The sequence below is a fragment of the Alkalihalobacillus sp. BA299 genome, from assembly GCF_017745675.1.
In the GTDB taxonomy this organism is placed as follows: Bacteria; Bacillota; Bacilli; order Bacillales; family Bacillaceae_F; genus Alkalihalobacterium.
Genome location: NZ_JAFLJM010000029.1, coordinates 1 through 25,906, shown reverse-complemented (window position 1 = coordinate 25,906; position 25,906 = coordinate 1). Strand labels below are relative to the sequence as shown.

Sequence of the window (25,906 nt, the reverse complement as noted above, 5' to 3'; positions counted from 1 at the left end):
AGTTGAAATTCCAAAAAAGGATGATCGCTTTGCAATCAAATCGCACTCCACCGATTTTATTTTTTGTAGAATTATATGAGCAAATAAAAAAGGATCCTATCCAGGATCGGGCCGCACAGCTTGCCTTTTTCTTTTTACTTTCGATATTTCCATTTTTAATTTTTATTTTGGCACTTCTCCCTTATTTATCCCTTGATGTATCGCAGATCTATGCATTTGTTGAAGACTATGTACCATACGAGCTTGCCGATCTATTTATTACGACAGTATTAGAACTCGTTCAAGAGCCTAAAGGTAGCTTACTTTCATTCGGGTTTATTGCGACGATCTGGTCTGCTTCTAATGGAATGAATGCTTTAATACGTGCTCTTAATAAAGCTCATAACATTGATGAAACCCGGTCGTTTATTACTTTGCGTCTATTATCAATCCTGCTTATGTTCGGATTAGTAATTGTTTTTTTTGTCACACTTCTCTTACCTGTGTTCGGAAAACTGATCTTAGAAGCCGTTGATGCCATTTTTCATATTCCTACTTCGTCTTTTATATTATGGAACCGCCTCCGCTGGGTAATTGGCATCGCCATTATGACGATTGTTTTAATGTTATTATATATAATTGGACCTAATCGAAGACTTACCTTTAAAGATGTCGTTTACGGTGCCCTGTTTGCCACGATTTCATGGCAATTGATTTCACTCGGCTTCTCTGTCTATGTGACGAACTTCGCAAATTTCTCTGCCACCTACGGAAGTTTAGGAGGTGTTATCGTTCTTATGTTTTGGTTTTTCTTAAGTGGCTTGATCCTTATTATCGGTGGCGAGATTAATGCGACTTTGCAAATTCTTCGGCTGAATGAAAAGAAAGACTAAAGATGAAGGAACACAATGAACGTTAGTGAATTGATGTTGACTTATCGTACGGCGGTGAGGAAATTCAGGCTAAAGTCTGTATGTATATTAGAGTGGACATTAGAAATAGACTCAGAAACGAATTTAACATTGATTTTAATAATCGCTTTAAAACATTTGTATTAATGGGAGGATTCTTCCTGTTCTACGTAAAATAGAGTCAACCCTGGCACGAACTGTACCAATTTAACCGAAAAAAGTAGTAATTTTTAAGAAAACTCTTATTTCGATGTATATTTATTAAAAAAACGGTAACGATGATAGCAACTAAGTAAAATTAGTAGATTTGGGAGGGTAAATTATGAATAAAACTGAATTAATTAATGCTGTTGCTGAACACTCTGAGTTAACGAAAAAAGATGTCTCAACTTGCGTAAATTCACTTTTTGAAGTTATTTCTGATACACTAGCAAAAGGTGAAAGTGTTCAAATTATCGGTTTTGGGAACTTTGAAGTGAGAGAGCGTGCCGCAAGAAAAGGCAGAAACCCACAAACGGGTGAGGAAATCGAAATCGCAGCTAGTAAAACTCCTGCATTTAAAGCAGGTAAGCAGTTAAAAGAAGCCGTTAAATAATCTAGATTACAAACGAACTTATTTGAAACTTTACTGCGACGCGATTTTGAATAGCTGGAGCAAGACTTGTGTGAGTAAAATGATTGAAATACATTTTTTTAGGAAAGCTCGGGCTATGTTTATGTCATTTTAAAAAAAGCCTTAGCTTTTCGCATGCTATTCAGTATTAAGACAGGAAAAAAGACCGCAATAATATATTGTACGGTCTTTTTCCTGTTTTTTATTTTTTACCTATATCACTAAACCAATTGTGGCCATGCTTCTTTTCGTTAGGCTGTTTTCGTAAACTTTGTTACTTTTGGACCGTTTTTTGAAAATAAAATAGCCTTTTCAAGACAAATTCATTTGTCTGATCGGCTATTTTATTTTCAAAACCTTCACGCTATGCGTGAAGAGCCAAGCATCCGCTTGGCTTACGGTCCAAAAGCTAAAAGCAACAATCTTTGAGAAAGAGCCTTTCGTTATCAATGAATTTTGAACTCATTTTTCATGTGTATTACCTTTAAGAAGTGATTTCACCATCTTCAATATGAAAAGAATCCAATAAATATCCGTTCGTATCCTTTACAAATTTAAATGATACTGATAGTACGTCATTTGCTGGATATCCGTATCTGGCATATTGTTCTGCAGATCCACCATACATTTCTATATTATAGAACTCGATATTAATATTTTCACCTTTGACAATGACTATTTCGTCATGTACTTCAAATTGAAGTTCTTCTTCCGTAATTAACCGTAGACCAGGATTAAGGATTGTTTTTCGAACGGTGTCATAATAAGCATTCGTCTCATTGATTGATGAATTATATACATTTGATTCCTTTATGTACGTTTGAAAAGGCTGTTTGTATACAAGAATGTTATCGTTCTCATCAAAAATTCTTTCAACCATTTGCAATAGACCATCCTCTGTCACTTTTCCATCTAGCAATCTCTCAATTTCTTCCAACGTATGATACTGCTCATTATAAAACATGTCTCCATACGAGCTATGGTTTTGAAAAAGTTCGGAGGATGTAGTAATTATTTCATTAAGCTGAAAGAGAACTACTTTTTCATCTACTGATGAACAACCACTTATAACGGGAAAAATTAATAGAGCAAAGACCCACTTCATTCCATATACCATACGCATTCTCCTAACTATAGAATACTTATATTATATAGACGTTTCTTCTCGCTATAAGGTTTCAATAATCTTCAATTTTCTATTACTTTTTTCACAAAAAATATTATCTCGTTATAGTACCATAGCGGCAATCCAACCAAGGACGAGTAATGGAATATTAAAATGGATGAAAGTTGGAACGCACGTATCCCAAATATGATCATGCTGTCCGTCTGCATTTAATCCTGCTGTCGGTCCAAGTGTACTATCTGATGCAGGCGCACCCGCATCTCCTAACGCTCCAGCTGTGCCAATTAAAGCAATTATTGCAAGTGGACTAAATCCAACTGCTTCACCAAGCGGTACAAAAATAGCAGCAATAATCGGAATAGTTGAGAATGAAGAACCAATCCCCATTGTAATAAACAGACCAACAAGAAGCATTAATAATGCGGCTAATCCTTGATTTTGACCAATGACCCCTGCCACTTGTTCAACAAGCTGGTCAACATGCCCTGTTTCCCTAATAACGGCTGCAAATCCTGATGCCGAAAGCATGACAAATCCTATAAAAGCCATCATTTTCATACCACTCGTGACCATTTCATCTGATTCTTTCCAATTTACTGTACCACTTAAATAAATAACAACCAATCCTGCAAGTGCAGAAACGATCATGGAATTAGTGATCAGTTGGACAATTAATGTAACGATAATCGCAAGGATTGAGAATATAATAGACCGATTAGTAGCCGTCCCTTTAGCCACACCCTCTCCATTCGTAAATCCTTTCGTTTCATAGTTACGTTGTTTACGATATGATACGAACACAGCAACGAGTAAACCAAGAAGAAGCCCAGCGACAGGTAACATCAGTGCAACCGGTATATCGGCCCGGTTAATCACAAGGCCACTTTCAGCCATATTCGTTTCGACAATATCATGATAAATGGCACCAAAACCATATGGTAATAAAATATATGGAGTTGTTAAACCGAACGTAATAATCGTAGCAATGGCCCGACGATCAACGCCTAGCTCATTTAATATTTTTAAAATCGGTGGAATTAAAATAGGAATAAATGCAATATGAATCGGTACTACATTTTGAGAAAAACAAGAAATGATTAATATAATAAGAAAAATTAATGCTTTCGATAAAGCTCTCTTGCGACTTTCTCCTTCTTTTCCTACGATGGCTAAAGCTAATTTTACAATAACATCCGGTAAACCCGTACGACTGATCGCAATGGCAAAACCGCCTAGTAAAGCATAGCTTAGTGCTACATTCGCACTCCCACCTAGTCCATTTGTAAATACATCTATTGTTTCGGTTAGACCAAGACCTCCGATTACGCCTCCAGCTAATGCACCAATTACTAGTGCAATCACTACGTGAACTCGTGCTAAACTTAGCGCTAACATAATAAGTACTGCGATGATGACTGCATTCACGAAAAAATCCTCCTTAACACTTTTCACTTTAGTATATTAAATAACTAACATACTAAAGGCTATCATTCTCCTAAAATGAAGTCAATATTTATATTTTCCTAGAATAATATTTTCGTTTTAGGGAAGTCATTAATTAGTAGAGTTGAAAAAATATTTATTTTTTGTGGAGGTAGTGAAGCAAAGGAAAATATACACCCTTTTGTGACGAATGGTCTCCTATTGCTTCCACTCTGGCGCCTTGCCAGTTCTTTTGTGACCGACTTCTCCTAATTTTTTCATCTCGTGGGCACCTAACGTTAAAAAAACTGACTCTATGTCAGCCCTCCAACGTTTGTTGGAAATCAACATAAGAGTCAGTCTCTTCAATCTTTCGTTTACTGTGCTTCTTCAATTTCTACTTGTAGCATTTCTAAAATCATCTTGCCATCTTCGCCGACGACTTCATTAACAAAGTACTCACGAACCGGGATCGCTAGCTCTCTGAAAGCGTCTCTTTCAGCTTCTGATAGCTCGATGACTTCTGTCGGATAAGTTTCGTTATCGACAATCGAGTCAAGAAGCTCTTCATTTAGCTTTTTCTGTAGTTCAAAACCAACAGGACGCATTTCTTCAACCGTCTCATCAATCATAGCACGAATATCTTCTGGTAAACCATTATAGAAATCTGGATTTACTGTTGTCATCGCAACATAAATATTATGTCTTGAGATTGTCATATTACTTTGAACTTCATGGAATGAAGCATCTTCAATAAAGAAAATTGGATTTTCTTGACCTTCGACAACACCATTGTCTAAAGAAGTATGAAGTTCACCCCAGCTCATTGCTGTTGGGTTAGCACCGTATGCTTCATATGAATGCATAATTAACGGTGATTCTTGCGTTCTCATTTTAAAACCATTGAAATCTTCTGGTGTTCGTAGTTCTTTATTACCTGTCCACTGCATCGCACCTTCTGTCCAAAATGCTAGAGGTTTAATGTCATGCTCTTCATATTTTTCAGCTAAATTAACATTTAACGCTTCACTTGTATCTAAAATCTGTTGGTTTAATTCCATATCATCTGTAAATAAAAATTGTAGTGCAAAAAGCTGACCTTCATCAACCATCGTTCCCGTAAAACCTGGAGACACAATTGCAAACTCAACAATTCCACTTTGAAGCTGTTCTACTTGGTTTACTTCACTCCCAAGTCCGCCAAATTCATAGACCTCAATGTTGATTTGCCCATCTGATTTTTCATGAAGACGGTCTGCAAACTCTTTTGCATACTCGTATTGGACTTGACCTTCCATCTCTTCAGTCACAAATTTCCAGTTGTACGTTTCTTCCGCATCACTATCTGCTTCTTCACTACCACAAGCTGCAAGAATGACACTCATCATGATGGCTAACGTAAGTAACATCAACTTTTTTTCTTTAAAAAACATCAAATACCCCCTGTTTTTTTATATGAAACTCTCTTTTCATCGTGTTTTGAACAACCTCTTTACATGAAGTAACGGTAGAAAAGAGAAATTTCTTCAAATAATATTAGTAGAATCCCAGCTATAACAAGCATTACAATATAAGGTGGTGTACCTCGGATGACATCTAAATATGACTTGTTAAAGACTGCACTTGCGGTAAAAATATCAACGCCGAACGGTGGTGTTGCCGACCCTAATGCAGCTTGGAATGTGATGACAATCCCTAAATGAATGGGATCGACACCCGCTTGCATTGCAATTGGGTAGAAAATTGGTGTTAAAATTAAAATAACGACGATCGGGTCGACAAACATACAGCCAATAAAGAAGAAGATCGAAACAATGAATAAAACCGTAAGTGCCGATGGATCGCCGCCCATCACACTGTTTGCTACCAGTTGTGGTATACGCGCATATGAAATCACATATGAAAATGCTTGACCACCAGCAACTAGAATAAACACAGCCGATGTTACAAGACCTGTCGATAATGCGATTTTTGGAATTTCTTTGAATTTGACTGTTTTAAAAATAAGTACTTCTAAAATTAATGCATATAAAACCGAGATTCCTGCTGCTTCTGTCGGACTAAATACTCCTGAGTAAATCCCACCAATGATGATGACAGGAAATCCTAAAGGAAGTAATGCTTTTCGCGTAAAGGTAATTCGTTCTTTCCACGATGCTTTTTCAACTAGCGGAATCTTCTTCACTCTTGCGTAAATATAGCAATACACCGCAAACATCGTGAAGACCAATATAGCTGGGCCAATTCCGGCCATAAATAATTCACTAACAGACACGCTTGATGCTGCAAGTGCATAAATAATCATGGCAATACTCGGTGGTACTAATAAGGCAAGATCACTTGCGTTAATAATAAGCGCAATCGCGCTAGAATCCTTATATCCGACCGAGCGTAATCGTTCGCGCATAGGCTTACCGATAGCGACAACGGTTGCCTGTGTTGAACCTGATATCGAGCCAAATAATGTGCAAGCTGCAGCGGTTGTAATGGCATAACCGCCCCTTAGATGTCCAATAAAAGAGCCTACAAAATCTAATAGCCGTTTCGATGTTTTTCCCGTAGACATGATGTCTGCTGCAAAGATAAACAGCGGAACCGCTAATAGAACGTAAGGAGATATTCCTTGTATCATCTGTTGAATGAGAAATATCGGATCAATGTTCGGAATAAATAACATGACAACGAAAAGGGGTGCAGCAATTAAAGGAATTAACATCGGAAAACCTAGTAATAAAAATATAACCATTAACGTCATTAAAGTTGCTACCATAGTTGTCCCTCTCTATTCTTTTTTTTCATAGATTATGAGGATCTAAGAAGACTCAATTTTCAGAGTAATCCTTTTTCTCAGTTGCTAAATACACCTCTTTTTCTTTAATGTTAATCCACATATTTCGAATAAATTGTAAACTTCCTAAAATGAGCCCCACCGGAATAAAAATAAGTAAGATCCATACTGGAATTTGTAAGGCAATCGTTACTCTTCCTTTTTCAAAGACTGAAACCATATAGCCAAACGCGTAATATGCAAGGACAAGCAAAATGATAGCTGTCACGGCTGGAATAACTATAGCTAGTGCTTTTCTAATCTTTGGCGGGGCAACATCGAAAAATGCAGACATACTAATATGTCGTCCTTTTCTTGCCGCATAACTGATCCCCATAAATGTCGCAAGGATCACCGCAAACTCACTAATCTCCCCTGCAAAAGCCCAACTTTTCCCTGTAATTGTTCGGCTAACTACATTACCGACAACCATTAAAGAAATGAGAATAACCGAATAACTTAAAATCAGTTCTTCAACTTTCATTATTCCGCGGTCAACCTTTTGAATAATGTTCAAATCGTTTATCCTCCTCGTTATGTAATCTAAGTTGTCTGAAAACAAGACTTATTTTAATGATACTGGGATTATATTTCCAACTCAACCAGCTTAAATGGGCGTTTGTCTCCTTCAGTAAGGAAATTTTAAGTTCATATACACTGACCGAGGCTATCTATACTTATCCTCTTGTGTCCTTACATATCTGGCTATATCCTCCAAATTTCCTTTTTAAATCCAATTGAAAATCGCATTGGAAGCCAATGCGATCTTAGTTGTTGCTATATTTGCCTTATTTTTTAAGCACCCATATTTTACTGCAAGCGCTTAATTCGTTCTTTATATTTTTCAATAAGTCTTTGGTTATGTTCATCCGAACCATCGATATTACCACTTTTAAAAATCGGGGGCTCTACCCCATTTTTGCTCAACTCATGAATGATTTCAGCTATCATACTATTGATAATCGCTGCTCCAATAATCGTTGAGCTTGGACCAAACGGCACCCCTATTTGATCGTCTTCAATTAGTGCATCCCCTATGTTGGCATGGTTATTAATAGCGAGATCGACGACATGGCATAAGTGTTTGCCGCTCTCATGGCGTGATGGCTGGCTTGGTACATAGTTTAGTGAGCTAATTCCAACGACATAAGCACCCTTCATTTTTCCATATAATGCAACGTCGATCGGCACGGGATTTCGACCTGAAGTAGAGACAACAATTAAGCAATCGGTTTCTCTAATGTCTTCATCGCCGATAAACGCTTCTGCAAAGTGCTGCTTGCGTTCCAATGTTGATGAACGGACTGCCCCGTGATGCAGCATTAAATCTTCTACCAAGATAGGGTTAACAGGTACAAGGCCGCCCGCTCTGTAAAAAACTTCTTCCCCTAGTATATGGGAATGTCCGCATCCAAAGACGTGAATAATCCCGCCCTGCTGAATACTTTCTGCGAATTTTTTCGCTGCTTGTTTCACTTGTGCTTTCTCATCGACTTCAATTGTTAAAAGTAATTCCTTTATTTTCTTAAAATAAGTATCGAACATTTTACACCTACTTGTTTACCGTTTCATATTGATGATGAATTTGTATCGATCGGCACGGTATGAGGATTGGACCACTTCTAATGGTGTCCCGTCTGATAAATAGGTCTTCCGCCTAATTAAGAGGATCGGTGCGCCTTTTTTTACTTTTAAATAGTTCGCTTCTGTTAAGCTAGAAATCGATGATTCGATTTCTTGTGTTGCTTCACCGATGGTTAATTTTAATTTTTCCTCAATATATTGATATAGCGATTGACTGATAATTTCTTCGGTTAAACCTTTGACAAGATTTGCTGAAATATGATTCGTCTCAAGAGCCATCGGGACACCGTCGGCTAAACGAATTCGCTTAATCTCATAAACAGGAGAATGCTCATTGATCTGTAACTCCTTAGCAATTTGTACAGTTGCAGGGATCATTTCAAAGTGAAGCAGCTCACTCGTTGGGATCATTCCTCTTGCTTTCATATCCTCTGTAAAGCTAGTTAAGCCTTGTAACGCTTGTTCAATCTTTTTTTCTGAAACAAACGTTCCACTTCCTTTCTTCCGATACAAATAGCCATCATTCACAAGCTTGTTAATTGCCTGCCTTACGGTCATGCGACTAATTTCGTATTTTTCAGCATATTCCCGTTCAGAAGGAATGACATCACCTGGCTTTAATTCTCCTTTTTCAATTAGAGATTTGATTTGCTCCTCCAATTGATAGTAAATCGGAAGTGGAGAGTTTTTATTGATCATACAGTTACTCCTTTCAACTGTGCACCATTACCTTGGTTAACGCCTTTTTATCAGCTATTATTGTAACACAAGGGTGATTTTTAAGCACCGAAGCAGGAAACTGTTCATTCACATCTTCTCTCATTAACTTTTGCAGTGCTTCTGCTTTATTGTCTCCGGAAACTAGAAGGAGAATCTCTTTACTTTTCATGATCGTACCAATTCCCATCGTTATCGCTTGAGTTGGTACATCTGCCATCGTTACAAAATAACGAGAATTGGCTTCTCGAGTAGAATTCGTTAATTTCACAATGTGTGTTTTTGTCTGAAATGGAGTTCCTGGTTCATTGAAGCCAATGTGACCATTACTGCCAATCCCGAGAATTTGCAAATCCACTCCTCCAGCATTGGTGATTAAAGCTTCATAGTTCTGACATTCTTCTTCTAAATTTTTAGCGACACCACTTGGTAAATGAACATTCTCTTTTTTTATATCAATATCATTAAATAATTGATGACACATGTAATAATAGTAACTGTTTGGATGATCTTGAGCTAATCCGATATACTCATCTAAATTAAAGGATTGGATCCCTTCGTAGGAAGTACCGTTTTTTTGATGATCTTCAATTATTAATTCATAGGTTCGTTCCGGTGTCCCACCAGTAGCCAGTCCTAAATTCATTTTCGGGTGTTTCTTCACTTTTTCAATAAGGTAATTCGCAGCCTTATGGCTCATATCTTCATAATTTTCCGCAATAATTAAGTTCATATGCTATCCCCTCTCTCCAGTGTATGCCAATTTTCCTTTACAAAAAGTCATCACTACATTTTGCGCGTCATCAAGGACGACAAGGTCTGCGTCTTTTCCTTTTTTTATACTTCCTATCCGATCAAAGGCATTTAACTGTTTCGCAGGATTTTCTGCTGCCATCTTAATTGTTTCTTCTAATGTACAGCCTGTAAAATTCATCATATTCTTAATTGCTTCGTTCATTTTTAAAACACTTCCAGCAAGGGTTCCGTCCTGTAATAAAGCTTTCCCTTCTTGAACAAAAACTTCCTGACCCCCTAATTCATACGTCCCAGCTGGTAATTGCTTCGCCCTCATGGAGTCCGTAATTATAATGATCTTCTCAGGTGTTTTCCCTTTGTATACTGCTTTAACAGCCTCTGGGTGAATATGAATTCCGTCAACAATCATTTCAACCATTAATTTATCTCTTGCTAAGGCAGTACCTACTACACCAGGCTCTCGGTGATGAAAGCCTCTCATTCCATTGAAGAGATGAGTAACATGGGTTACTCCGGCGTCTATCGCCTGATCGATAATATCGTAAGTTGCATCAGAATGACCGATCGAAGCAATGACATTTGTAGCCTTTAAATGCCGTACAAACGCCAGCCCGTTTTCCTCTTCTGGAGCTAAGGTTACAACCTTAATTAAACCGTCAGCAGCAGTCTGCCATGATTTAAATTGTTCTAGGTTTGGCGCTTCAATGTATTCCGCAGGCTGAGCCCCTGCTCTTTTTTTCGATATAAATGGACCTTCAAGATGAACCCCAAGCACTTCTGCCAATCCTTCTTGATTTTCACTTTTCGTATATTGAGCCACATTCGTTAATGCGCACTCGATTTGCTCAGGTGCTTGAGTAATCGTTGTCGCCAGAAAGCTCGTAGTACCTTCTTTTGGTAAGTGCATTGCTATGTTTTTTATCGCTTCTGCTGTATTATCCATGGTATCTGAACCTTTTACTCCGTGTATGTGGAGATCAATCAATCCAGGGATGACATTATAATGCTCTGGAAAAGAATATACGGTCATTCCTTCTCCTTCTTTATAGTGAGTCATGTCACCGACTTCAGTAATCTTGCCATCTTCTACTTTTATAAAACCATTTCGGTATGTTTGGTTTTCTGCTAAAACTTTAACTTCCTTAATGACGAACCTACTTTGTTTATCCATAGCTTTTAGCTCCTTACTTGTATGTTCGCTTTTATTTTAACAATTAATTATATAGTTGTCTATACCAATAAAGGTCTATATTCTTTCATTTAATCTCTTTAACCTTTAAATTATTAGTGAAATTAGGTTTTTACAGCTTAAAGTATTTATCAAAATCGGTATAGACAACTATATATTTATGTGCTAGAGTAATTCTACAGAAAGCGTTAACAATAACTTAAAGGAGTGAAAATACTCATGTTAAATTTTTTACAACAAATTGGTAAATCCTTAATGTTACCTATCGCTGTGCTTCCTGCAGCTGCCCTATTATTACGACTTGGACAAGAAGATATGCTTAACATCCCATTTATCGCTAGTGCAGGTGATGCTATTTTTGCTAACTTAGCTTTATTATTTGCGATTGGAGTCGCTATTGGCTTCTCTCATGACAATAATGGAACAGCTGGATTAGCTGGAGCGATTGGTTATTTAGTGCTCGTAAATGGAACACAGGCTATTAATGAAAACATTAATATGGCTATCTTAGGTGGAATTATTTCTGGTATTATTGCTGGTCTTCTTTACAATCGCTTTCACAATATTAAATTGCCCGACTGGTTAGGTTTCTTTGCAGGTCGCCGCTTTGTACCAATTATTACAGCAGCAACGATGGTCGCTCTGGCCGGTTTATTCGGTTTTGTTTGGCCGCCAATTCAAGATGCAATTAACAGCCTTGGTCAATGGATTATCGATGCTGGTGCTCTTGGGGCTGGGGTTTATGGGTTTTTAAATCGTATTCTTATTCCTATTGGTCTACATCATGTGCTTAATAGTTTAGTTTGGTTTGTATTTGGAGAATTTAACGGGGTAACTGGTGATTTACATCGATTTTTTGCTGGTGATCCATCGGCTGGAGTCTTTATGACAGGGTTCTTCCCGATTATGATGTTTGGTCTTCCTGCCGCTGCGATTGCAATGATCTTAGCCGCAAGGAAAAATAAAAGAAAAGAAGTTTCAGGAATGCTAATCGGTATTGCCTTTACTGCTTTCTTAACAGGGATTACAGAACCGATTGAGTTTTCATTTATGTTTTTATCGCCACTACTTTATTTCATTCACGCACTACTAACAGCAAGCGCCATGTCTCTGACCTATCTTCTTGAAGTGCGACATGGATTCGGCTTTTCAGCTGGTGCAATTGATTTCTTTTTAAACTTTGGTATTGCCGAAAAACCGTTGTTTTTATTTTTCATTGGATTGATTTATGGAGCCATTTATTTTGTATTATTCTACTTTTTAATTAAAAAATTGAATTTAAAAACACCAGGCCGTGAAGATGAAGATGATCTAATTAACGATAGCACTAGTGACGTTTCTAGTGAAGCAACTGGAGACAAATATGAAACAATGGCAAGTCATTTCTTAACCGATTTAGGTGGAAAGGAAAATATTTCCACTCTTGATAATTGCGCGACGAGACTCCGCTTGCACGTGAAGGACATGACTAAAGTAAATGAGTCAGCCTTAAAGCAACACGGAGCAAAAGGAACGATGAAATTAGGAAATACAAATTTACAAATTATTGTAGGTACAGACGTCGAATTTGTCGCCAATGTAATGAAAACAAAGCTAGACAATAAGAAATAACGATTAGTGACGTATACGAATTTTCTTACAAAAAGTAAATACTTTTAACAAAAGACGTCCCAGATGAAACTGAATCCTTGGGACGTTTTTCTATAATTTTTGTTGTTGAGTAAAATAAGGAAATTTTAAGCTGTATTAAAGTGATTTTATAAAAGTTACCTACTATTTCTAAATTATTTTTGTAACTTTTGTGTGTTTTTATCCTTGATTCGTTAGCAGTAACAGGGATGAAACTTAACTTCAAATTATTTTTTCTAGTTTGTGTACTTTTCTTCCAACTTTCAATGATTTATTTTCAAGGTCGTGGCTTTTATTTTCAACTTCACGTATTTTATTTTTAACTTTGGACCATTTATCGATTTCTCGACACCACCAGACATTTTTCGACCTACTCATCCACTCGATGTTCCTGAACTAATTAAAGTACCTGATTCGCCAACGACTGAGTCAGGTACTTTATTATTGTTACTTTACACTTATTCGTTTGGATCAAATTGCTCAGCGAGTGCTGCTAATGTACGCGCCATCGCTCCAGTACCTCCTTTTGGTCCTGTTTCTGTACCTTTTGAGCTCCATGCTGTTCCTGCAATATCGAGATGTATCCACGGTGTATTACCAGCAAACTCACCGACAAACAATCCGGCAGTAATACTACCAGCTGGACGCCCTGGAGAATTGTTCAAATCTGCAACATCACTCGTTTTCAACATTTTTCGATACGGCTCAAAACTCGGAAGTCTCCATACCCACTCTCCTGATTCGTAAGCCGAATACAGCAATTTCTCCATAAACTCTTCATTATTCGTTATAGCCCCAGTCGTATATTCACCTAAAGCAATAATCACTGCTCCTGTAAGCGTTGCTACATCAACTAAGTAGCTCGCACCGAGATGTTTCGCATATGTAACGCCATCCGCTAAAATTAATCGACCTTCTGCATCCGTATTTCTGACTTCAATCGTTTTCCCACTCATCGTTGTAATAACATCACCTGGCTTCATCGCTTGTCCATTCAGTAAATTTTCTGAAGATGGAATGACGGCAAGCACATTCGTTTCTGGCTTCATTTGACCGATAATATCCATCGCACCGAGAACAGCTGCTGCACCGCCCATATCCATTTTCATTTCATGCATATTTTCTCTCGGTTTAATGCTGATCCCACCCGAATCAAATGTAAGTCCTTTCCCTACAAAAGCGAGCACATCCTTCCACTCTTTCTTTCCTTGATACTTTATGACAATCATTTTTGGGGGTTGCTCACTTCCTTGGGCAACAGCGAGAAGCGCTCCCATACCGAGCTTTTCCATATCTTCTCGTTCTAAAATCTCGATTTCCATTCCATGTCGATCTGCAATGTCCTTTGCAGACTCTGCTAAATCTGTCGGTGTCATTAAATTTCCTGGTGTATTGACGAGTGTTCGGGCAAGGTTCGTCCCATTTCCATACACCTTTCCGGCTTGAAGTTCTTCTAACAGAGGTTGTTCTAGTGCAGTTGTGAAGACGGTTACACTTTCTAAGCGCTTCTCGACTCGATTGTCTTTTTCTTTGTAATCTGCCACTTTATAGCTCGTAAGCTCAATGGCTTCAGAGAGCAGAAAGCTGCAATGTGCCTCGTCCTTTTCTTCTTTTACAAACGAATCTAAAAGCACAGCTACATGTTGAAGTTGATCCCTTTGAATCGTTTTACCTAGTTGCGCAAACGCACTACGTAATTGTTCATCCTGTCCGTCTGTTTCCTTACCAACACCGACTATATATACTTTTTTTGCTTTCAGCTTTTCTAACGTATGGAATGAAAAGATATTATTTAATTTTCCGGTAAAATGCTTTTCTTTTAACAGCTTTTTTAACATACCATTTAATGCGACGTCTAGCTCCTTTAAGCCTTCTGACCATTTTTTATCATCTTCAAATAATCCAACAAAAAGTCCATCTGCTTCTTCATTATTCCATTCATTAAATGCTTGAATTTTATACATCATCATTAGTCCTCCTAGTTATAATACGTTTATCCCGTTTAACTGGCGCTAAGACTCCCACTTCAAGGCTTTGAAGATACAAAGAAGACAAAGTGGGAGACGATGGAACACAGACTAAGGTCGCCACGTCCTGTGGCAACGTCTGTGTGACCCACATCGTGTGGGCCTCAGTAACAACCCGATTGGTTCAACTAACATTCAGTAGGGGAAAAATGCCCCCACTGAATGAAGTTTCACTTTATTATAACTAACTTCATTATTTATTTCGAGTATCGAATTTATTTTTATTCTTGCAAATACAGAGCGAGCTGTGGAAGTTTCGGTAATTCATTTACTTTTTCAAACGGGACGCGTTCGATGTCCTGTGGTATAATGGACAAGCATATTTTAATAAATTGATTAATTTCTTCTAGGTCAACACCCCAGTAAAATGGTCGGTACGGTTGGATATATCGGAGTCCCGCAGCCATCATTAGTCTGGCTCCTTTCACATTTCCATACTCGTAATGATAAATGGCAACAGTCATTTGTAACATACCCTTGAGGAAATCATTACTTTTATCTGTCATCCAAATTTCTTCTAATAAGTCGTGACATGTATAATAGTCACCTTCATTGAATTTAACAAAAAATTCATAGTATTCTAGTGGATATAACGGTTGATCCATTCATTTCACCTCTTTACATGTTACAAATTACAAATATACGGATTAGAAAGTATGTCAGCTCACTGAAAACATAAACTAAGTATTATCATATTGCAAATATAAAGTCATACACTAGTTTCTTTTATATAGAAAGGACGAAAGTAGAACTATGGACCTATTTCATAATTTCCCTTTATGGGCGGCACTCATAGCGATCGGTTTCGCTCAATTTATTAAAGTACCACTAGCTTTTATTCCTACACGAAAAGTTGATTGGACTTTACTTACGAGTACTGGAGGAATGCCTAGCTCTCACTCAGCGGCTGTTACTGCACTCGCCACAGCAATAGCTCTTGAAGAAGGCTTTAATTCACCTCTATTTGCGATTTCTACTGTATTTGGGATTATCGTGATGTTTGATGCAACTGGAATTAGAAGACACGCAGGCTATCATGCAACAGTCCTCAATCAGCTTGTTGCTGACTTTAATAAATTAGTTGATGAAGTAAAATCTTGGCCGAAAATGCAAGAAGAAGAAAAAAGAAAAGAATTAAAGGAACTGTTAGGACATCAACCAATAGAAGTGTTTTTTGGTGGACTATTAGGAATTGTTTTAACACTTTTCCTTCACGCAATGTTATAGTAAATGTAAAGCAGGTGACTCATTAGTGTTTGCGCTCCGTCTAATTAAGGAGCCTGACTCTTTTCTTTTGAGTCACCTTCTTTTTTATCTGTGCTTAAGTATAGCTTAAGTCACTTATGTTATGCCCAGATCACCAGCATTATGCCTAGTACACTTTTGTAAAGCTTAGATCATTAGTTGAATTAAATTATTCATCAATGAATAATGAATAACTTAGCTTTAAATATAATCATATGTAGGGGGAGAAACCGGTGAAAATTATTTCAATATGTCCTAGCAATACTGAACTACTTGGATATTTAGGTCTTGAAGAGCAACTTATAGCGATTGATGACTATTCAGATTGGCCCAAATCCATTCAAACATTGCCACGTCTTGGCCCTGATCTAAATATTGACATGGATAAGTTAGCTTCACTTAAGCCAGATCTCGTGTTGGCATCATTGAGCGTTCCTGGCATGGAGAAGAATATCGAGCGTTTAAAAGAACGAAACCTTCCACACATCGTGCTTAACCCAAATTCTCTTGAAGAGATTTGTGAAGACCTTTTAAAGATTGGTGAAATAACCGAAAACCAAGAGACAGCAAAAAACATTGTAGAACGTATTCACTCTCTTATTCATGAGTACGAAACGATCAGTAAAGGAATTATCGATAAACCACGCTTATATTGGGAATGGTGGCCGAAGCCTGTGTTTACTCCTGGTGGTACAAATTGGCTTACTGAAATTAGCCGTTTAGCAGGTGGTACAAACGTTTTTGAAGATATGGACCGAGCAAGCGTCCAAACTGATTGGGAAGATGTCATGCAGAGAAAGCCTGATCACATTTGCTTAGTTTGGGTAGGGGTAGACCATGATAAAGTGAATCCTGAAATCGTTAAGAAGCGCCCTGGTTGGGACAGATTTGCTCCTGTTATAGATAATAAAATTCATGTACTGGATGAGCCACTATTTTGTCGACCGTCACCGCGATTATTCGTTGGATTACAAAAGGTTGCCGCATTGTTACATCCAGAAAAATATCCACCATTTAATGGAAAAGACCCATTACTAGATGTATAATTAAAAATAATGGCATAATCATACAGTAAAAATAAATATCTGAACACCACTATCTGTAAGCAACAAAAGAGACTGACTCCACAATGCCAGCCTCCTTTTCATTACATAGGAATATACTTTACTATTCTAAAGGTGCCTGATACCGCTGTTGGTAAAGGTCAGTCTCTTTCCTTTTTTAATATAATCATTGTTTACTTTGAAATTATACTTTTTTTACTCACAGTTAGAATGACATTTGTCTTCGAAATACTTGAACTGCTTCATTTTCATTTAAATCAATGAGCTCCTGCTCCGACAATTGTCCATTTCCTTCTTTTACAAGATAAACTTCAACTTCCCTTTTTCCCCAATGCTCAAAGACTTCTTCTACCGTTTCATAGTACAAATCGATCTTATTTCCTTTAATGGCTGAACCTGTATCGGCCACTACACCATATCCATACCCTGGAATATACAAAATACTCCCGATCGGGAAAGTACTGGGGTCTGCTGCAATTGTTGAATACAAATCTCTTCGCACCTGAACTCCAGAATATGTAATACCATAACTTGGATGTCCCGGATTTTTCCCAGTAGACTCATGACCTGCAGTATAACCTGTTGCAACCACCTTTTTTGAAGGGTATCTCTGCCAATCAATTGCATCATCTAAAGATACATGATCGGTATCAATAACAGGCACTGATTTTGCTGCATATCCATGCTGTATTTTCGGTAATTTTTTTTTCAATAAATGAGTATCCTTCATTGCACTTTCACTCACAATAGGCCGCTCTAATAACTTAAGCTTGGCCCAATTTGTAAATTCTTCGGTACCCACACCCGAGAGTGTTTGATACGTTGAGAAAAATGCTAAACCAAACATAATCGTCATGGCTAATCTGCGAAATGTATTTTTCGCAATTTCCATTTTCTTCACTCCTCTCATTGACTAAGCATCTCCATTTCCGAAAAAAATTATTCAAAAAAGAGGAAGAAAGGGATTATCTTTTGCATTTTTCAGACTTTTTAAATGTAACTCCTTTTTTGGAGACAAAATAAAAAGACCTACCTAATGAAAGGCAGATCCGGTTATTCTAAAGGTTAAAACATTCGATATCCTTTGGCGCGAAGCAACTTAATAATAATGCCTGATAAAATAGCTCCTAGCAAACCGCTTGCCAAAATAATAAAGTCAGCTGGCTTTAGCGAAATTAAATCAGCGCCCAGAGCTTGGAATGATACAATCGGAGCTGTAAAATAATCCCAAAATTCAACATTATCTACAATTAAGATGACGACAATCGGATAGATAATAGCCATTACCCAAGTCGAACGTAAAATCATATTTAATAAAAAACCGATCCCAAAAAATAAAATTAAAAATAATAGTATTGATATGATTAACACGGGCAAACCCATAAGAAAATCCACTACTTGCACCCCCAAATAAAAAAGCACTTTCACTTTCACTTGAACCTATACATAATGCTACAAAGGTTAGTTTACTTAATCTACGTACAGGCGTCAATATAGAATACTTGAACGACTCGTGAACATTACACGAAAAGCAGAAGCGACTGGTCAGCGGAGTATGTACTGGAGTCTTCCGTTTCAGATAAATGAAACTCGGGTGTTCGTTAGTGAGTCGGTGTTGGCTCATCGTACGGAGGTGAAGGAAGTCTCGCTTGTCGGTGGGTGCACCAAAGAAAAAAGCGTAGTATTAGGATACTACGCTCTTTTCAACTTTCTTTTTCAATTCTCCTTGCCCTGAACAGAGCTCACACGTTTCAGTTCCACCTAAAAATAATTCAAAGTAACCTAATCCGTTACAGTATGGGCATTGACCATCCTTGAGAACAATTTTTCTTTTTTTCATTTTTGACACCCTTTCAATATTTCAGAAGTTTCAGACAATTTTATCAGTTTTTTGATAAAAAGAAAACTTCCAAATTAGTTTATTTTTAGCCGTGTAAGCGCAATCAAGTTGTTTTATCTTTAAATTTCATTGTTAATTGCATATTTTTTGTGTCAGTCACCTTTAGTGTGCTAAAGATGACTGACACCAATGGACACGTTATCAATGCCCGTTATTAAAGCAATTAAGGCTGACTCCTATTGAATAGAGTCAGCCTTTGAAAAGCTTTTTATAGTGGGTTTTTCCCTTTTTTCAGTACAAGTGGCGTACCACCAAGCATAAATAAGTAACGGTTATCAATCATTTTCTTCATAAAGTTTGCAGATGAACCGTAAAGCTTACGATCAAATACAACACCAATCGCTTCTTTACCACCTAATGATGCAACTGTTCCTTTAATATCTGGCTTAAAGCCTTTTGTTGGCTCATTATGAATTAATGCTTTTATGTTAGATGCACATACTGCAGCTTGTTGCATTGCAATTTGTGCAGTTGGAGGATATGGACGATTAATCTCTTCATTAATGATTAATGAACAATCTCCAATGATAAAGATATTATCATGGCCAGGTGCACGTAGATCTGGTTCCACTTTTACACGGCCGCGCATATTTTCAAACCCTGCTTTTTCAATGATTGAGTTACCGCGAACCCCAGTTGCCCAAACAACTGTTTCAGCTTTCACTTCGCTTCCATCCGCTAAAATAACACCATACTCAGTCACTTCTTTAATTGGGCAGCTGATCTTAAATTCAACCCCACGGCTTTCTAATAAATTCATCGCATATTCAACTAACTCAGGATCAAAGCCAGGTAATGCTGTCGGTGCAGCTTCAATCACATACATTTTCACCTTTTCCCGTGGTACATCATATCTTTTACATAGTTCAGGTACACGCTCTGATAATTCACCGATAAATTCAATACCTGTGAAGCCAGCTCCTGCAACGACAAATGTTAATAATTCATCACGTTTTTCATCTTCATTGTTGTAGATTGAAAACATGTACTCAATATGATCTCTTACTTGACGTGCTCCGTTCACTGTCCATTTACTAAATGCATGCTCAAATACTCCTGGAACACCGAAAGTTTCTGGCTCAGAACCTAATGCAACAACTAAATAGTCAAAATCAAGTTCACCGTTCTCAAGAATTACTTTTTTCTCATCCCTTTTAATGTCTACCACTACGTCTTTTACAAAATGAATTTTGCTTAAATTAAGAACCTCGCTAATTTTCATACGTGTTTTTTCAGGATCTAATGTACCAGCAGCTGGTTCATGTAACCAAGTTGTTTGGTAATGGTAATCATGTTTGTTAACCAATGTAATATCTGCTTCATTATAGCCTAATTCTTTTGTTAGGCGTGAAGCCGTAATCATTCCCCCGTAACCGGCCCCTAAAATAACAATTTTTGGCTTGTTCAACTTCATCACTTCCATTTTCTTTTTAGTTAAATACTGTTAATCTCTGAAGTAAATTACTAGTTTGTGATTTACTTCACGTAGCATGTTAAAAAATTTTACATAAAGGATAAGAGATAATTTCGCAAACTAGTCACAATTCACATTTATAATCATATTGGTTTTTAACTTATTTTTCAACCACCTTTTTAATAATTTCTTCTGAAAGCCGTACGTTTATTCTTGCTTTTATTTGGAATGTAAGGTTTTATAAACAAGCCATTGAATCATTTTTAGCGGACAAAATAATATAAATAATATATAGAAGGTATTAATGTTAAAAATTCAGTATTTTCACATTATTTCTTTAAATTACTTTCTATACCATCTATAATGAAAAAGGTTACATTTTAGGTTTTTATGAAAATTTGGTGGAGGTGCTTTGTCATGACAAAAGAACGCAAAGTGTACGACATTACGATTGTCGGCGGTGGTCCAGTCGGTTTGTTTACTGCGTTTTATGGTGGAATGAGGCAGGCAAAGGTAAAAATAATCGAAAGTATGCCACAGCTAGGCGGACAACTTTCTGCATTATATCCTGAAAAATACATATATGATGTAGCAGGCTTCCCTAAAATTCGTGCTCAAGAATTAATTGATAACTTAAAAGAACAAATGAGTAAATTCAACCCAACCATTGTCCTTGAACAATCCGTAGAAAAACTTGAAAAACATGAAAATAATATCTTTAAAATAAAAACGAATAAAGAAGAGCATTATTCAAAAGCTATTATTATTACGGCGGGTGCTGGAGCATTTCAACCACGTCGATTAGACATAAATGGAGCCGAACAATACGAAGGGAAAAACCTGCACTATTTCGTTAATGATTTAAGTATTTTCTCCGGCCAAAACGTTCTCGTTTGCGGTGGCGGCGACTCAGCTGTTGACTGGGCTTTAATGCTAGAGCCTATTGCTAATAATGTAAAACTTGTCCATCGCCGCGACAAATTCAGAGCTCATGAGCATAGTGTAGAGCTTTTACACCAATCTAAAGTGGATATCCAAACACCTTTTGCAATTAAAGACCTCATTGGTGATGGTGAAAAAATTACGAAAGTGGTCCTTGAAGAAGTAAGAGGTGATAAAGAGGCTACTGTCGATGTCGATGCCGTCATTGTTAACTACGGATTTATTTCATCACTTGGCCCAATTAAAGAATGGGGTCTTGACATACAAAAGAACTCCATTATTGTTAATTCAAAAATGGAAACGAATATTAAAGGTATTTACGCTGCAGGTGATATCGCTACTTATGAAGGTAAAGTAAAACTAATCGCAGTCGGGTTTGGTGAAGCACCAACAGCAGTAAACAATGCGAAATCTTACATGGACCCTGGCGCAAGGCTACAACCTGGACATAGTTCAAGTATGTTTTAATTGCATATCTTATAAAAGGTTGAATATGTGTTCAGCCTTTTTTGTTTGTTTTAAAGTATTTTAATAAAACTTTTTACAATTTAGAAAAACAACAGAAAAAATGTTTTTTTATCTATAGTTAATGCCCACACCAAATCACCAATTCAATTTAACACAATATGATAGTTAAGAGTACTAAAATGAGATCGAGGTGTTAAAATTGAATTCATTTTATTTCGAAAAAAGCCCCAAACATAAAAATCATTGTAAAAAGACGCCACATGTAAAAAACAAAGATAAATCTTTATTTACAGACTTTGATAAAGATCAAAATACAAGCCGTACGATTCCACCTACAGGCTGCCCTGCTCCAACTAACCCAATTGCAAAAGTAGAGATTTGTACCGATGAGAAAAAGGATAAAGTGTTACTGCATGCTACAGTCGAATGGTTCGTCCCTGACCTCCCACCAATTAGCGCCAGTATTTCCGATATGCATTCATGCGGTACTGGGCTTTTTGGAGTGCCCGTCACTTTCCGCATTTGGAGAATTTGCGAAGATGAAACTCCACAAATTATTTTTGAAACAACAGATACATCCTCTCCAACTACTGCTTCATTAACGATTTGTAATAATGGAGAGTGGGAGGAAGCATCTTGTTCTCCTGATTTTAATATGACCACGATTTCATTGACACCTGGTTTCAGCACGACGACGACTCACTTCCATTGGGTCGATCAAAATCCATGCTGCGGACTTAACCGGTACTATTTAACTGTTGATGCTGGTCCAATCCCGAAAGAAATCTGTGATCCTCATATACCGATTACTGTCGATTCTCGTGTGTTCACTGCAGCGAAGTTTAATGACTTTTGTTGACTATAAAGAGGGATAGGTGTGAAGAAAACCTATTCCTTTTTTTGCTTTGATCAATCACAAGGTAACAGCTTTTTAAGGACTTCTAATCTACATACGGACCAAGTTGATGGCAAGCTATATCTCTATAGACTTGGGGGTATGGTGGAAGATACTGTGTTTCTTGTACATATGTTACTCTAACCGTAGCACAACATTTTTTTTCATCAATATGCGTTAGAGTAATTGTTTCTATTATTTGATTCTCTGGATAGATTGGGTCATTCTCACCGATTTTTAATATTGCTCCATTTATAACCAAGCTTGAAAATTGAACTGGAGTTTGCTTCCTAAACTGATCGCAAAAACATCCACATGTCTTTTTCTTTTTCTTCTTAAGCTTTGGTTTATGTGGAATGTGGTGTGGACGAACAGGCATAGTTGGTTTATTACAACCACAAGTGTTATGTGATAGTGCTCTAAAATAACTCACGTGAACTCCTCCTATCGTGACGATTGCCCTAACCAGATTTAGTACTACTTTACTTTATGCGATTGAACTTTTTTCGTATAGATATATGACTAGTTAACACATAAGAAAAGCGGAAGCGGCCGTTCAGCGGCGTATGGACTGGAGCTCTCCCGTATGAGATATAGGAAACACGGAGAAGCGCTAGCGATCCGATGTTGACTTATCGTAAGGAGGAGAGCGAAGTCCACTAGACGCTGGCCGCTGCAGCTAGACAATAAGAAAAGCGGAAGGTGTCTGCTTATCGGCGACAAGCGCTGGAGGGCCAGCAATTAGTGTCCTGATTTTTGGACACGTTTGTTGGACCGAAGCGACCTCGAGCCGATGACACCTGCAGCTAGACAAGAAAAGCGGAAGCGCCCGTTCAGCGGCGTATGGACTGGAGCTCTCCCGTATGAGATATAGGAAACACGGAGAAGCACTAGCGATCCGATGTTGACTTATCGTAAGGAGGAGAGCGAAGTCCACTAGACGCTGGCCGCTGCAGCTAGACATCCTCGAAAGAAAAACCTACCTAACAGAGGATTCGTTAGGTAGGTTTTAGACCTCTACTTTTAAATTCTTGTTATTAACACTCTTCCGGTTTCCCAGCATTTTCGGCCGTTCTAAACGAAGAGCCACAACCACATGATGCGATAGCATTTGGATTTTCAATCGTAAATCCGCCGCCCATCATATTTTGTTTATAATCAATCACTACCCCTTTTAAAACAGGAGCACTTTCGTTATCTACAAGCACTTCTAAGCCTTCAAAATCTAACTTCATATCATCCTCTTGCTCTTCTTTGTCAAAGCCCATGCCGTATGACAGACCGCTACATCCGCCACCTTTAACACCGATGCGAAGCTTAAATCCTTGCTCTTCTTCTTCATTCAGCATTTCTTTAATACGAGCAACCGCTGACTCAGTTATTGTTATCATTGATTTTCCCTCCTCTACTACATCTTATTTTACTACCTATACATATTGTTCTCAAGGAAGGACGTTTTCTTTTATTTTCGTTTGAAAAACAATTCGTTTTTTCTGTTTGGTTAAAAATTCATTATGCTTTTCGTCTATTTTTTGACTGTATTCAAGTACAAGTGGGTGGTTAAAACCATATAATAGTGCTGTCGATACCATTTTTTCTCTTAACATTTCAATTTTTAAAAGGCTCTCTTCACAACAAAGTCTCTCCAAACCACTCACCCCTTACCGTTGCCCATGATAAATGTTTTTTCTCTTATTTAATTGGACAACCTTTAATTTTTATTTTACCAAATGGGCCTATAATTTTCAAAAAAAAATTCGTATGATAATATGACCTTTTTTATTAAAAATTAAGAATTTTCTTTTTATTATCTTTGTTATTATAGGTTTACCCCTTTTAACAGGTATTAAACCTTCATTCTACTATTTACAATTCTTCTCACTTCCTTTTTCTTGTTTTTATCTGATAATATAATAGGAGAATATAAAGAAATGAAAAGAGGTAATTTGATGTCTACACTTACTCTCGATAAACGGATACAAGATATTGCAAATAAAGTACGAAGTGGTGAACGTCTAACGATTGAAGACGGACTCTATTTATACGATACACCTGATTTACTTTCGGTTGCTCAACTTGCCAATGAAGTGAATCAAAAAAAGAATGGTAATAACGTTTATTTTATTGAAAATATGTATATTAACCCTACCAACGTTTGCGAAGCAAGCTGTAGCTTCTGTGGCTTTAAACGTAAGCCAGGTGAAGAAGGGGCATATACAATGGACGAAGAAGCTTTATTAAAGTATGTAAGCGATCGCTGGAACGATAATATTCGGGAGTTTCACATTGTAGGCGGTCACAATCATGAAGTCCCGTTTGATTATTATTTAAATACAATTCGTACGTTAAAAAAGCATTACCCTCAAGCTACCATTAAAGCATACACGGGTGCTGAAATTGAGTTTTTCTCTAGAATTGCTGGAATTTCAATGAAAGAAGTACTTGAAGAATTAATTAAAGCTGGATTAGATACGTTACCAGGTGGTGGAGCTGAAATTTTAACTGAACGTTACCGCGAAAAGATGAGCCCTGATAAAGCATCTACAGATCAATGGTTAGAAGCTCACGAAATCGCTCACGGTCTCGGCTTAAAAACACATGCGACCATGCTTTACGGTTCAATTGAATCATTTGAAGAACGTTTAATTCATATGGATCGCCTGCGTCAGCTTCAAGACCGAACAAACGGCTATATGGTCTTTATTCCACTCGCAATGCAACCGCGATCCATTAATGCAGGCTTAAAGCGTAGAACTTCAGCTTTCGATGATATGAGAACTGTTGCCATAAGCCGACTCATGCTAGATAACTTCGATCATATAAAAGCGTACTGGATTAATATTGGTGTTCAACTAACACAAATGGCACTGACATTTGGTTCTGATGACATTCATGGTACTTTAATTGAAGAACGTATCTCTCATTCAGTTGGAGCGTTAACTTCTGCGGGAATTACTCGAGATGAACTGATCCACCTTATTAAAACGGCAGGAAGAACTCCTGTTGAAAGAGATACATTCTATAACATCATTAAAGAATATTAATCAAACGTTTAATTAAAAGCCCAAATCTGTACTGCACCCCAAAAGTTAGAGTGAAATCTAACTTTTGGGGTGTTTTTAATGGCTAAATATAGTGAACAATTTAAGTTAATGCTAGTTAAAGAATATCAAGCAGGAAAACTAGGATATGACCTTT

Annotated in this window: 26 protein-coding genes; 8 read left to right on the top strand and 18 right to left on the bottom strand. The window is 37.4% G+C overall.

Annotation, left to right across the window (positions count from 1 at the left end; translation table 11 throughout):
* Nucleotides 1-29 precede the first annotated feature (29 nt).
* Together J0N78_RS23795 and J0N78_RS23790 are read left to right on the top strand one after the other, a co-directional pair.
* Nucleotides 30-872: a YihY/virulence factor BrkB family protein gene (locus tag J0N78_RS23795; protein ID WP_247747515.1), complete on the top strand. Its 843-nt coding sequence runs from the start codon at nt 30-32 to the stop codon at nt 870-872.
* Between the two features lie 340 nt (nt 873-1,212).
* On the top strand, nt 1,213-1,485 hold the full coding sequence (locus J0N78_RS23790) for an HU family DNA-binding protein (protein ID WP_209125577.1): 273 nt from the start codon (nt 1,213-1,215) through the stop codon (nt 1,483-1,485).
* Between the two features lie 502 nt (nt 1,486-1,987).
* Here the strand turns inward: J0N78_RS23790 and J0N78_RS23785 are convergent.
* The 9 genes from J0N78_RS23785 to nagA form a co-directional block, all read right to left on the bottom strand.
* Nucleotides 1,988-2,620 carry a hypothetical protein gene (locus J0N78_RS23785; protein WP_209125576.1) on the bottom strand — a complete coding sequence of 211 codons (633 nt, stop codon included), beginning with the start codon at nt 2,618-2,620 and terminating at the stop codon, nt 1,988-1,990.
* 111 nt (nt 2,621-2,731) lie between these two features.
* Complete coding sequence (locus J0N78_RS23780) at nt 2,732-4,054, bottom strand: Na+/H+ antiporter family protein (protein WP_209125575.1); 1,323 nt, start codon at nt 4,052-4,054, stop codon at nt 2,732-2,734.
* A gap of 374 nt (nt 4,055-4,428) precedes the next feature.
* Nucleotides 4,429-5,484, bottom strand: a complete 1,056-nt coding sequence (locus J0N78_RS23775; RefSeq protein ID WP_209125574.1) for a DctP family TRAP transporter solute-binding subunit — start codon at nt 5,482-5,484, stop codon at nt 4,429-4,431.
* Between the two features lie 59 nt (nt 5,485-5,543).
* Nucleotides 5,544-6,821 carry a TRAP transporter large permease gene (locus J0N78_RS23770; protein ID WP_209125573.1) on the bottom strand — a complete coding sequence of 426 codons (1,278 nt, stop codon included), beginning with the start codon at nt 6,819-6,821 and terminating at the stop codon, nt 5,544-5,546.
* A 52-nt stretch (nt 6,822-6,873) separates the two neighbouring features.
* Nucleotides 6,874-7,395 (bottom strand): TRAP transporter small permease, encoded by a 522-nt coding sequence (locus tag J0N78_RS23765; protein ID WP_209125572.1) that lies wholly within the window; start codon nt 7,393-7,395, stop codon nt 6,874-6,876.
* A gap of 293 nt (nt 7,396-7,688) precedes the next feature.
* A complete protein-coding gene (locus tag J0N78_RS23760) occupies nt 7,689-8,423 on the bottom strand; it encodes an SIS domain-containing protein (RefSeq protein WP_209125571.1) in 735 nt (244 codons plus the stop codon).
* Nucleotides 8,424-8,438: 15 nt separating this feature from the next.
* On the bottom strand, nt 8,439-9,161 hold the full coding sequence (locus tag J0N78_RS23755) for a GntR family transcriptional regulator (RefSeq protein ID WP_209125570.1): 723 nt from the start codon (nt 9,159-9,161) through the stop codon (nt 8,439-8,441).
* Between the two features lie 13 nt (nt 9,162-9,174).
* A complete protein-coding gene (gene nagB, locus J0N78_RS23750; protein WP_209125569.1) occupies nt 9,175-9,912 on the bottom strand; it encodes a glucosamine-6-phosphate deaminase in 738 nt (245 codons plus the stop codon).
* Between the two features lie 3 nt (nt 9,913-9,915).
* Entirely contained in the window at nt 9,916-11,106 is a 1,191-nt protein-coding gene (nagA, locus tag J0N78_RS23745; protein ID WP_209125568.1) for an N-acetylglucosamine-6-phosphate deacetylase, read from the bottom strand.
* Nucleotides 11,107-11,343: 237 nt separating this feature from the next.
* On the opposite strand from nagA, the gene nagE reads away from it, so the two are divergent.
* Complete coding sequence (gene nagE, locus J0N78_RS23740) at nt 11,344-12,735, top strand: N-acetylglucosamine-specific PTS transporter subunit IIBC (RefSeq protein WP_209125567.1); 1,392 nt, start codon at nt 11,344-11,346, stop codon at nt 12,733-12,735.
* A gap of 476 nt (nt 12,736-13,211) precedes the next feature.
* Here nagE and J0N78_RS23735 read toward each other — a convergent pair whose 3' ends face one another.
* Complete coding sequence (locus J0N78_RS23735; RefSeq protein WP_307795000.1) at nt 13,212-14,720, bottom strand: leucyl aminopeptidase; 1,509 nt, start codon at nt 14,718-14,720, stop codon at nt 13,212-13,214.
* A gap of 281 nt (nt 14,721-15,001) precedes the next feature.
* The gene (locus J0N78_RS23730) at nt 15,002-15,385 is read right to left on the bottom strand and encodes a DUF309 domain-containing protein (RefSeq protein WP_209125566.1); all 384 of its coding nucleotides are present in this window, start codon (nt 15,383-15,385) and stop codon (nt 15,002-15,004) included.
* A gap of 148 nt (nt 15,386-15,533) precedes the next feature.
* Between J0N78_RS23730 and J0N78_RS23725 the strand changes: the two genes are divergently transcribed.
* Together J0N78_RS23725 and J0N78_RS23720 are read left to right on the top strand one after the other, a co-directional pair.
* On the top strand, nt 15,534-16,007 hold the full coding sequence (locus J0N78_RS23725; RefSeq protein ID WP_209125565.1) for a divergent PAP2 family protein: 474 nt from the start codon (nt 15,534-15,536) through the stop codon (nt 16,005-16,007).
* 251 nt (nt 16,008-16,258) lie between these two features.
* On the top strand, nt 16,259-17,071 hold the full coding sequence (locus J0N78_RS23720; protein WP_209125564.1) for a cobalamin-binding protein: 813 nt from the start codon (nt 16,259-16,261) through the stop codon (nt 17,069-17,071).
* Between the two features lie 223 nt (nt 17,072-17,294).
* Here the strand turns inward: J0N78_RS23720 and J0N78_RS23715 are convergent, their stop codons facing one another.
* From J0N78_RS23715 to J0N78_RS23700, 4 genes are all read right to left on the bottom strand, one after another.
* Nucleotides 17,295-17,981, bottom strand: a complete 687-nt coding sequence (locus J0N78_RS23715; protein WP_209125563.1) for a 3D domain-containing protein — start codon at nt 17,979-17,981, stop codon at nt 17,295-17,297.
* 173 nt (nt 17,982-18,154) lie between these two features.
* Nucleotides 18,155-18,472, bottom strand: a complete 318-nt coding sequence (locus J0N78_RS23710; protein ID WP_209125593.1) for a YuiB family protein — start codon at nt 18,470-18,472, stop codon at nt 18,155-18,157.
* 301 nt (nt 18,473-18,773) lie between these two features.
* Nucleotides 18,774-18,929: a YuiA family protein gene (locus J0N78_RS23705; protein WP_209125562.1), complete on the bottom strand. Its 156-nt coding sequence runs from the start codon at nt 18,927-18,929 to the stop codon at nt 18,774-18,776.
* Nucleotides 18,930-19,197: 268 nt separating this feature from the next.
* Entirely contained in the window at nt 19,198-20,397 is a 1,200-nt protein-coding gene (locus J0N78_RS23700) for an NAD(P)/FAD-dependent oxidoreductase (protein WP_247747514.1), read from the bottom strand.
* 423 nt (nt 20,398-20,820) lie between these two features.
* On the opposite strand from J0N78_RS23700, the gene J0N78_RS23695 reads away from it, so the two are divergent.
* Both J0N78_RS23695 and J0N78_RS23690 read left to right on the top strand, forming a co-directional pair.
* A complete protein-coding gene (locus J0N78_RS23695) occupies nt 20,821-21,813 on the top strand; it encodes an NAD(P)/FAD-dependent oxidoreductase (RefSeq protein ID WP_209125560.1) in 993 nt (330 codons plus the stop codon).
* 199 nt (nt 21,814-22,012) lie between these two features.
* Nucleotides 22,013-22,672, top strand: coding sequence for a hypothetical protein (locus tag J0N78_RS23690; RefSeq protein ID WP_209125559.1), 660 nt, complete (start codon nt 22,013-22,015; stop codon nt 22,670-22,672).
* A gap of 82 nt (nt 22,673-22,754) precedes the next feature.
* Here J0N78_RS23690 and J0N78_RS23685 read toward each other — a convergent pair whose 3' ends face one another.
* The 3 genes from J0N78_RS23685 to J0N78_RS23675 all read right to left on the bottom strand — a co-directional run bounded on the left by J0N78_RS23685 (nt 22,755) and on the right by J0N78_RS23675 (nt 24,357).
* Nucleotides 22,755-23,141 (bottom strand): hypothetical protein, encoded by a 387-nt coding sequence (locus tag J0N78_RS23685; protein ID WP_209125558.1) that lies wholly within the window; start codon nt 23,139-23,141, stop codon nt 22,755-22,757.
* A 604-nt stretch (nt 23,142-23,745) separates the two neighbouring features.
* Nucleotides 23,746-24,099, bottom strand: a complete 354-nt coding sequence (locus tag J0N78_RS23680; RefSeq protein ID WP_209125557.1) for a HesB/IscA family protein — start codon at nt 24,097-24,099, stop codon at nt 23,746-23,748.
* Nucleotides 24,100-24,150: 51 nt separating this feature from the next.
* Nucleotides 24,151-24,357 carry an aspartyl-phosphate phosphatase Spo0E family protein gene (locus J0N78_RS23675; protein ID WP_247747513.1) on the bottom strand — a complete coding sequence of 69 codons (207 nt, stop codon included), beginning with the start codon at nt 24,355-24,357 and terminating at the stop codon, nt 24,151-24,153.
* Between the two features lie 300 nt (nt 24,358-24,657).
* On the opposite strand from J0N78_RS23675, the gene mqnE reads away from it, so the two are divergent.
* Nucleotides 24,658-25,752, top strand: a complete 1,095-nt coding sequence (gene mqnE, locus J0N78_RS23670) for an aminofutalosine synthase MqnE (protein ID WP_209125591.1) — start codon at nt 24,658-24,660, stop codon at nt 25,750-25,752.
* Nucleotides 25,753-25,906: the final 154 nt, after the last annotated feature.

Coding starts and splice junctions, on each gene's coding strand:
- J0N78_RS23790 (WP_209125577.1), top strand. CDS start 1,213: ATGAATAAAACTGAATTAATTAATGCTGTTGCTGAACACTCTGAGTTA.
- J0N78_RS23785 (WP_209125576.1), bottom strand. CDS start 2,620: ATGGTATATGGAATGAAGTGGGTCTTTGCTCTATTAATTTTTCCCGTT.
- J0N78_RS23775 (WP_209125574.1), bottom strand. CDS start 5,484: ATGTTTTTTAAAGAAAAAAAGTTGATGTTACTTACGTTAGCCATCATG.
- J0N78_RS23770 (WP_209125573.1), bottom strand. CDS start 6,821: ATGGTAGCAACTTTAATGACGTTAATGGTTATATTTTTATTACTAGGT.
- J0N78_RS23760 (WP_209125571.1), bottom strand. CDS start 8,423: ATGTTCGATACTTATTTTAAGAAAATAAAGGAATTACTTTTAACAATT.
- J0N78_RS23755 (WP_209125570.1), bottom strand. CDS start 9,161: ATGATCAATAAAAACTCTCCACTTCCGATTTACTATCAATTGGAGGAG.
- nagB (WP_209125569.1), bottom strand. CDS start 9,912: ATGAACTTAATTATTGCGGAAAATTATGAAGATATGAGCCATAAGGCT.
- nagA (WP_209125568.1), bottom strand. CDS start 11,106: ATGGATAAACAAAGTAGGTTCGTCATTAAGGAAGTTAAAGTTTTAGCA.
- nagE (WP_209125567.1), top strand. CDS start 11,344: ATGTTAAATTTTTTACAACAAATTGGTAAATCCTTAATGTTACCTATC.
- J0N78_RS23735 (WP_307795000.1), bottom strand. CDS start 14,720: ATGATGTATAAAATTCAAGCATTTAATGAATGGAATAATGAAGAAGCA.
- J0N78_RS23730 (WP_209125566.1), bottom strand. CDS start 15,385: ATGGATCAACCGTTATATCCACTAGAATACTATGAATTTTTTGTTAAA.
- J0N78_RS23725 (WP_209125565.1), top strand. CDS start 15,534: ATGGACCTATTTCATAATTTCCCTTTATGGGCGGCACTCATAGCGATC.
- J0N78_RS23715 (WP_209125563.1), bottom strand. CDS start 17,981: ATGGAAATTGCGAAAAATACATTTCGCAGATTAGCCATGACGATTATG.
- J0N78_RS23710 (WP_209125593.1), bottom strand. CDS start 18,472: ATGGGTTTGCCCGTGTTAATCATATCAATACTATTATTTTTAATTTTA.
- J0N78_RS23705 (WP_209125562.1), bottom strand. CDS start 18,929: ATGAAAAAAAGAAAAATTGTTCTCAAGGATGGTCAATGCCCATACTGT.
- J0N78_RS23695 (WP_209125560.1), top strand. CDS start 20,821: ATGACAAAAGAACGCAAAGTGTACGACATTACGATTGTCGGCGGTGGT.
- J0N78_RS23680 (WP_209125557.1), bottom strand. CDS start 24,099: ATGATAACAATAACTGAGTCAGCGGTTGCTCGTATTAAAGAAATGCTG.
- mqnE (WP_209125591.1), top strand. CDS start 24,658: ATGTCTACACTTACTCTCGATAAACGGATACAAGATATTGCAAATAAA.